6 protein-coding genes and 1 pseudogene are annotated in these 7,733 nt (G+C 69.5%); 3 read left to right on the top strand and 4 right to left on the bottom strand.

All coding sequences use genetic code 11. The features are described 5' to 3' along the window. The first annotated feature begins 39 nt into the window (after positions 1-39). Together A5692_RS00135 and A5692_RS00130 are read left to right on the top strand one after the other, a co-directional pair. Entirely contained in the window at positions 40-387 is a 348-nt protein-coding gene (locus A5692_RS00135) for a YbaB/EbfC family nucleoid-associated protein (protein WP_068050891.1), read from the top strand. 166 nt (positions 388-553) lie between these two features. Beyond that, complete coding sequence (locus tag A5692_RS00130; RefSeq protein ID WP_068050889.1) at positions 554-2,749, top strand: hypothetical protein; 2,196 nt, start codon at positions 554-556, stop codon at positions 2,747-2,749. A 103-nt stretch (positions 2,750-2,852) separates the two neighbouring features. On the opposite strand, the gene A5692_RS00125 is transcribed toward A5692_RS00130, so the two are convergent. Then, positions 2,853-4,337, bottom strand: a complete 1,485-nt coding sequence (locus A5692_RS00125) for a hypothetical protein (RefSeq protein ID WP_156765847.1) — start codon at positions 4,335-4,337, stop codon at positions 2,853-2,855. Between the two features lie 34 nt (positions 4,338-4,371). On the opposite strand from A5692_RS00125, the gene A5692_RS00120 reads away from it, so the two are divergent. Next, positions 4,372-4,944 carry a TetR/AcrR family transcriptional regulator gene (locus A5692_RS00120; RefSeq protein WP_068050888.1) on the top strand — a complete coding sequence of 191 codons (573 nt, stop codon included), beginning with the start codon at positions 4,372-4,374 and terminating at the stop codon, positions 4,942-4,944. A 25-nt stretch (positions 4,945-4,969) separates the two neighbouring features. Here A5692_RS00120 and A5692_RS00115 read toward each other — a convergent pair whose 3' ends face one another. The 3 genes and pseudogenes from A5692_RS00115 to A5692_RS00105 form a co-directional block, all read right to left on the bottom strand. Continuing rightward, positions 4,970-5,680 (bottom strand): hypothetical protein, encoded by a 711-nt coding sequence (locus A5692_RS00115; RefSeq protein ID WP_068050887.1) that lies wholly within the window; start codon positions 5,678-5,680, stop codon positions 4,970-4,972. A gap of 92 nt (positions 5,681-5,772) precedes the next feature. Further along, on the bottom strand, positions 5,773-7,320 hold the full coding sequence (eccD, locus tag A5692_RS00110; protein WP_197514290.1) for a type VII secretion integral membrane protein EccD: 1,548 nt from the start codon (positions 7,318-7,320) through the stop codon (positions 5,773-5,775). Then, positions 7,317-7,676 (bottom strand): annotated as a pseudogene (locus A5692_RS00105) (MinD/ParA family protein); the annotation flags it as partial. The gene eccD and the pseudogene A5692_RS00105, both read right to left, overlap by 4 nt. Positions 7,677-7,733 lie beyond the last annotated feature (57 nt).

The raw sequence follows: 7,733 nt of genomic DNA, 5'->3' as shown, positions 1-7,733 counted from the left end.
CGCCCGCGCAAGACAGCACCCGACAAGTAAGGACCCTCAATGACCGTCGAGATGCATCCCCAGGTGGCAGAGGCGCTGCGGCAGGCGCAGCTGTTCCAGTCCGCCCTCGAAGACCAGCAGTACCGGACGGACACCGAATCATTCACCGGCACCGACGAATCCGAGACGGTCGAGGCGACCCTTGATGCGCGGCTGTGCCTGACCGGCCTGCACATCGAGGACGGCCTGCTGCGGCTGGGCGCAGACACGGTCGAAGGACGCATCAACGAGGCGATCGCCGGCGCGCAGGCCGCCGCGACCGCCGCCATCGATGCCGAGCACGACCGACTCATCGAGTTGGCCGTCGGTATCGCCGGTTCGCTCAAAGAGACCTTCGGGTTAACCTGAGCGAAAACCCAAGGCCGCCAGCGCTTTGATGCGACCCGCCGAATGCGACAGCCGCTGAATTTGGCGCAGTTGGCTTGGCTGAACCTCGATTACGCTTATTAACCATGATGTCCAGCCTTCCCCAGCGGCCGACAGGTCGACCCGCGCCGCCGGAAGAGGAGTAGCGATGGGCGTCGCAAAGCCGGTGAGTGAATATGCCGCGCAGATGCTTACGCCGGACGCGTGGCCGGAGCTGAACGAGGACAACCACTACGACCGGGCGCAGCAGTACACCGAGGTGCTGCGGCAGGTCACCGCGGTGTTGGAGACCTGCCAGCACGAGCAAAGCGACCTCTTCGACGGCGGATTCTGGTCGGGCAGCGCGGCGGCCGCAGCCAAGGGTGAACTCGGCACGAACGTCGATGAGCTGAAGAAGCTGCAGAACGGTCTGGCGACGGTGATCACGTGGCACAGGTTCATCGCGGATTCGATCACGTGGGCCAAGTGGGACGTGAGCGACAACGTCGAGGCGGCGCAGACTCAAATCAACGCCCTCGAGAATGACACCACCCTGAATGCCGCCGAGCGAACCGCCGCGATCAATACGGTGGTCAGCACGGCATACGGGGCGAACCTCAGCGTGGTTACCGGCACCGCCGAGCGGATCGTGGCGAGCAAGTCATGGAAGCCGCCCCCGAATGCCTTGCAGGACCTGCTCGATCAGAAGACACCGCCGCCGGTCAAACTTCCCGACGGGCCGGTACAGACACCACCCGCGGGGGAAGATCGCCCGCGGCCGAACCCGGCGCAACCCGCACCGGTGATCCCGCCGCCGGCCGCACCCCCGCTCTCTCCACCCGGAATGCCGACGCCGGGCGGCGGTTCGCAACCGCCGCCAGGAATGCCTCCCCTCCCCGGACAGCCTCCCCTTCCCGGGCAGCCGCCCCTACCGCCGACAGTCGCGCCCGGCGGTTCGGCCCCGGCGGCACCCGGAGGCCCGGGGGGCGTGCCGGGAGCCCCCGCGGGCCCCGCGGCTCCGCTCGGTCCGGCCGCATCGGCGGAACCGCTCGGTGCGGGCGGACGGGGGAAAGGCATGGCGCCCGCGTCGCTGATGTCGCCATCGGTGGCACCGCGGACGGAAGAGTCGGCGACCGCCGCGCCGGCTGGGGCAGCCGGCATTCCGGCCGCGCCGATGGGGGCGTCGGGCGGCGGATCACGCGGCGGCGGAGCCGCTGCGGGTGGTGGGGCCGGTGCCAATGCTCCCGCCGGGCCGAAGTCCCAGGGCGGTACCGCCGCCACCAGACCGGCCGCGGCCGGCAATAGGGCGGCCACCAGGCCGAGTGCCTCCGCTGCCGATCCGACGTCGTCTCCTGAACGCGTTGACTCGGCGGATTCCGTTGTGGTGACGCCGATTATCCCGGTGTCGAAAGCGCGCGCCGAACGTGACGCCATCGCCGAGGCCGCGACCGCCGACGCCGCCCGCCGCCAGAGCGGCGGCACCGATCCGCTGCGGTTGGCTCGCCGCATCGCGGCGGCGTTGAACGCGCCCGGCAGCCCCGGCGCGGGCGATCTCGGGTTCTTCTGGGTGACCGCGGTGACCACCGACGGCGCGATCGTGGTGGCCAACAGCTACGGGCTCGCCTATATCCCCGACGGAGTGCATTTACCCGAACAGGTGCAGATGGCAACCGCCGATGCATCGATCGCCGCCGCCGAACGGGCCGGCTGGGCCACCTATCCGGTGATGGCGGTACAGGGATGGGCGGACCACCACGACAAGAAGCTGCGGGCGGTGATCGCGACCGAGGAGCAATTGGCCAATTCCGATTCCGGCGCGGCCAAGATCGTGCTCAAGCCGGATGACATCCCGGACAGCGGAGACATGATCGGTCGTTCACGCCTGGAGGTGGTTGACCCCGAGGCGGCGGAGCGGCTGGCGGCCACCACAGATGTGCGGTTGGTCAGCATGTTGCCGCCGGCCCCGGCGGATGCCAAGCCGTCGGCCGACCAGCAACGCGCACCGGATGAGCTGGTGGATCCCGAGACTGCCGCACGGCTTGCGGCAGCGCTGGCCGAAGGGAAGATCAGCCTGCAGCAGATGCTGGCCGAGATGCCGCTGCCGCCGCAGGACGCCGGCCCCGGCGCCGACGAGCGGCCCATGTTGTGGTTCGAGCTGATGAAGCCGATGGCCAGTCGTGCGCCCGGGCGACGGGTCGCACACCTCCGGGCGTTCCATCGCTACGCCGAACACGCCCAAGAGGTCGTCCTCAACCAGGCGCACACCGCAGCCGATCCCGCCGCCCAGCGCGCCGCGGTAACCGACTGGCTGTACTGGAAGCACCTCAACGGATTGTTGGCGGCGGCCTTGTCCGACGCGTCGTGAGTCCAGCGGCGCATCCGCCCAACGAACCAGCGGGCCATCCCAGGCTCCCGGCACCCCTCGGCCGGGATCGGAGAAGGCCCGCTTTCCGTGGCGCGTTAACAAATCATTTGGCGTCCCTGCCCTCGGGGACGTCGCGGCGCCGGCGTCCGATCACTCCCTCGGTCCACGGCCGCTGCTCGGTATAGAGCGAGTCCTGGTCGGGCGTCGTCCGCTTGCCTTTGGTGTTCTGTTGCCCCTGAGCGCCGGGAACGCCCATCGGCGCCGCTCCCATGCCACCGGAGGCCAACCCGGGCGCGGTGTTCGGCTTCTCACGGCCGGGGCCCGCAGGACCGGCCGCGCCGGCGGGCCGTGACGGGGATTCGGCGTCCACCGGGCGCTGTAACGGCAGGGACGGCACGCCACCACCAATTCCGTTGCCGCCGAACGACGCCGGCTTGAGCCCGGCGCCGGGTGACGGGGCGGGCGCCCCCCTCAATGCGCCCGCCCCCGTCAAGTCGTTGGGCATCGGCGGTGTGCCGGTGAATGGAGCGCTCGGCATGCCGGCGGGGGTCGCCAGGTAGTCGTCGCCGTAGGGCGGCTCGTTGTGCGAGCCGTCGGGATAGGGCAGGCCGCCCTGGTCGCTCTCGTACGAGCCGGGCTCGGCAGGAGGGGCGATGTAGTAGGCGGCGGGAGGCTTCGGCGGATTGATCGGCGCCAGGGGTAACGCCGCCCGCTTTTCGTACTCCGCCAGCACCTCCTCCGACTTCTTCTGCAACCTGGCGTACTCCGCTTCGAGCGCAGGCTTGACGCTGCCCTCCCAATGCGCCGCGGGGACGCGAGATTGGAAGTAGATCCAGGCGTCGTCGAGTTCTTTGAGCTGCGCGACCGTGGGATGCTCGGTGACGGCCCGGCGGTGCGCTGCCAGCACACCCTGCGTCTGACTGACCATGGTGGCCGACAACGCCGCCATCTGGTCCAACCACGATCTGTGCGAATCGAAGTTGTCCTCAACGGCATACGTGGCGTCGCCGTACCACTCGACGAACGGCCGGAACCGATAGCGGGGCTCCAGCAACGTCCGTTGGTGAACGGTCCACGCCGATGCGAACACCTCGAACGAGAGGCCCTGATCAAGCGCGGCGATCTCCTCGGCCGCCTGCCGGACCGGGTGGTAGGGCGTCTCTTCGATCGCCGATGCCGCAACCCTTTTCGTGCCGCTGAGCGGCGCCGCGTCCGGACCGACGGCCGCCGGGCCGGGCGTCGATGCCGAGACGGACGTGCCGGTGTCGATGGCCTCCTCCGAGCTCTCGTCGACCTCCGCATAGGTTTTGGCCGCGTTTCGCAGCGACTGCGCCAGGCGCCGGCGCTCGCGGTCACCCACCCCGAGATAAAGCCGCATGTTGTCGGCGGACAGGGCGAGTTGCGCGGCGGCCGCGGTGACCATCGCCAGGGCGCACGGCGCCCCGGGGTTGTGGGCGGGCTGGCCCGGGATGGAGGCCTCCACCTCGTCGGCCCGCGCCGTCAACTCCTGGTGCTCCACGCTCAGCGCCTGCGGTTGCGTCAGGGTCTGCGTCATGGCGATCGTCTCCTCGTCTCGTACTGTAGTCACTCGACTACAGTCGATCTTCGGGTAGTGTAGTCATATGACTACACCGGACGCAAGCCCGCTCGACCAGCGGTTTTGCCCGAAGGGGCGCGACGAAGTGGTCGCGGCGATCCTCGACAGTGCGATTGAGCTGTTCGTCGAGCGGGGGCCGGCCGCCGCGTCGATTCGCGACATCGCCGTCCGGGCGCGGGTCAACCACGGCTTGGTGTTCCGGCATTTCGGTACCAAGCAGGACTTGGTAGCCGCGGTGCTCGATCAGCTGACAGCCCAGCTGACCACGCTGACGGACCGCGGAGCCCCCGTGGACGAAATCCAGGCGGCGGGCGGTCGCCAATTACGGGTGATCGCGCGGGCGCTGCTCGACGGCTATCCGGCGGGCAGGCTGCAGAGCAGCTTTCCGGCAGCGGCCAGGCTGCTCGAGGACGTCCGGCCGCAGCATCCGAGCGATGAGGCCGCGCGGATGGCGGCGGCGCACGCCGGCGCCTTGCTGCTGGGCTGGCAGATGTTCGAACCGTTCCTGCGCTCGGCCACGGGGTTGCACGATGTTCCCGTCGAGACGCTCCACCGATCCATCGCTGCCGGGATGGGCAGGCTGACTCGGCCGCATTGAGCTGCGGCCTGTCCCACCATCCAACTCAGAGGGTGATCCCCGACGGCGCCGCCTCGGGCCCGGCCGGCGCGGGAGCCGCCACCGGGGCGCCCTGCGACGTCTCGGAGCCCGGCGCCGCACCCTCGGCGGCCATGCCGGGTTTCTCCTCTTCGTCGGTCTTGTCGACCGGACGCGCCGGGTCCGCGGGCTTGCTGCTGTCGGCGAGTTGCGCGGGTGTGGCGCCGGCGCCCGGCATGCCCTGCATGCTGCCCATCGCGCCCTGCATGCTCTGCATGGCGGAACCGAGTGTTCCTGCAGCGCCGGTCATTTGATCGAGTTGCGGCATCGGTGTCGCGGGCTGGGGGGTCGGCTTGGCCGGGCTGGGCTTCTTGCCGTCCGTCGGTTGGTCTACCGGAGCTCCCTCGGGCCTCTCGGCCGACGCGCCGGGCGCGGGCTCTGTTGCTGCGGCGAGGAACCGGACCTGGGTGAGGTGGTCGCCCAGACGTTGGTCGGTGTCCGCGTACATGCCGGCCGCGGCGGCGATGCTGGATCCCGTCTTGGTCAGGGCGGCCTTGACGGCGGATAACCCTTCGATCACCGGCGATTCGATGATCGGCAAGGTGGCATTGACCGCCGCCGACACCGAATCCGCGCCCGGGGCCACGATCGGGCCGGGCGGCAAGGGAAAAACCAACCCGCGCAGGGTATTCCCGGCGGCCTCCAAACGGGAGGGTTCAACGACCAATGGCTCGATCATGAATCGATCTCCTCTGCGCGGTTCCCGTCACGAAAATCTTATCCAACCCGGCGCCGCCCGAACTGCGGCAATTTCGGCCGCCTCGGTGGGCGTCAGAACTGGATGTTGCGGACGATGTCGTAGACGCCGGTGATCCACAACAGCATTGGCAGGATCGCCGCGACGAGCACGCCGTCCAGCAGTTCCAGTGCGCGCTTCATCACCGGCGAGACGCGCCGAATCCCGATCGTCGCGGCGACGGCGGCGAGCGCGACAATGCCGGCGCCGGCCAGGATGGTCAGGACCAGCCAAGCGCTGTGGGGGTACCAGGTGCACAATCTGGCGGCCACGCCGACCGGGATGGCGACGGTTGCCGCCAGCAGCGCCCACGCGCACCAACGGTCGGCGTAGAGGCGCGACCTGAATCCGCATGCGGCGGTGACCAAACCCGCCACCACGAGGCTGTGGACGAAGAAGTGCCCGCGTACCACGATCGCGATGACGCCGGCCGTCAGAACCAGGGTGCCGGCCGTGACGAAACCGATCAGCAGCCGCTTGGCCAGCTCACTGCGCTCGGTGAGGCGCACCGCGGAGTCCGGCACCGAGGCGATGATCGCTTGCCAGGTCCGGGCCTCCTTGTCGTCGCCGACCTCTTGGCCCGCAACGGGATCGAGCAACTCGTCGTGTTCGACGGCTTCGCCGGGTGCGGGGATCGGGGGCAGGGCGATCCGGGCGACGGCGACCGTCAGCTTGGCCGCATTCGTGATGGTGAAGAGCCCGAACACGATGGCTCCGGCCGGCACCCAGTGCTGCCAGCCATAGCCGAAGGCCACGGCGGCCGCGGTGACCGCAATGGCGCTGATCACGACGAAGGCCGCGAGCTCGGAACGCCGGCGCGGGCCACCCCGGGTCAGCAGCGCCAAGAACAAGACGACCGCGGCGGCGCCGGCCAGCTGGGGTGCCCCGAGGGGGGCAGCTCCGCGTGGCGGCGGAATGGCCAGGGCCGCGGCGGCGGTGATCAGCGGCGCCGCCGTCACCAGCAGGCTCTCCGAGAGGTTTGGATTCCGGTAGAACTTCTTGGCGGCCCAGCTGCCGGCCAGCGCCAGGATCCCGGCAATGCCCAATGCGAGCGGCCACCACAGGTGACGCCCGGTGTTCCACCACGCGACTGCCGCGACGACGGTAACCGCCAGGGCCAGGACGGGAACCGCGACGCCGATGAACCGGTTCAACGCCGTCCGGTCGAATTCGGGCGATTCGTCGAGCACCGCGATGGCGTCGATGACGTCCTCGACCAGCGGCCGGTACCGTTCCGTGCGGCTCACCGACACGAGCGTCAGCAGCGAACCGTCGACCACCACGGCGTCGTCGAGCGACCTGTCGGGCTTCAGTGGCGGGGCGCCCGGCCTGGCGAAAGTCCAAGCGCCCTGGGCAGCGAAGTCGAAGCCCGCCAGGACATCGGCTGGAGTGTCTTCCAGCAGTTCGGTCAGCACCGCCACGGTGTCGTCGATATAGGTCTCTATCGGCGCCGACGACGGCAGCACGACGTCGGTCATCCGTCGACCGGTGAGGACGGTCACCCGGGTCGTCGCGGGCTTGGCGGGAGTGCTGCCGGTGGTCCCCGCAGCGGCGGCTGCGCCGGCGGCGGTGGGTGCGCTCAACGACGTTCACCCCTGTCGAAATCGTCGGACAGTGCTGCGGCAAGCTCGGTAATCCTACGCCTGTAGACCGGGTCGAGCAGGCGGATTTCGATCTCGGTTCCGGCCGCGATGTGTTTGTCCCACGGCAACACCACGACCCGATCCGGCCGTACGTATTGCCCGAATTGCCGGACCAGATCGGTGATCGCGACGTTGGGTTCGCCCGGCGCAACGTGATTGATCACCACGCATGCGCGGCTGATCAATTCGTGATGCCCGTTATTGCGCAACCAATCGATCGCGACGGCGGCCTGTTGGGCGCCGTCGACCGACGCGCTGGTCACGATCACCACCCCGGCCGCCGTCTCGAGCACACCGGAACCACCGCCGGCCCCGGCCGACTGGACGGGGCCAAGCAAGCCGATCAGGCCCCC

Origin of the sequence: Mycobacterium sp. E342 (assembly GCF_001667665.1) — a bacterium.
Taxonomy (GTDB): Bacteria; Actinomycetota; Actinomycetes; order Mycobacteriales; family Mycobacteriaceae; genus Mycobacterium.
The sequence above is the reverse complement of the archived record's forward strand: the minus strand, read 5'-3'. Positions and strand labels throughout refer to the sequence as shown.

Coding starts and splice junctions, on each gene's coding strand:
- A5692_RS00120 (WP_068050888.1), top strand. CDS start 4,372: ATGACTACACCGGACGCAAGCCCGCTCGACCAGCGGTTTTGCCCGAAG.
- A5692_RS00115 (WP_068050887.1), bottom strand. CDS start 5,680: ATGATCGAGCCATTGGTCGTTGAACCCTCCCGTTTGGAGGCCGCCGGG.
- A5692_RS00130 (WP_068050889.1), top strand. CDS start 554: ATGGGCGTCGCAAAGCCGGTGAGTGAATATGCCGCGCAGATGCTTACG.
- A5692_RS00135 (WP_068050891.1), top strand. CDS start 40: ATGACCGTCGAGATGCATCCCCAGGTGGCAGAGGCGCTGCGGCAGGCG.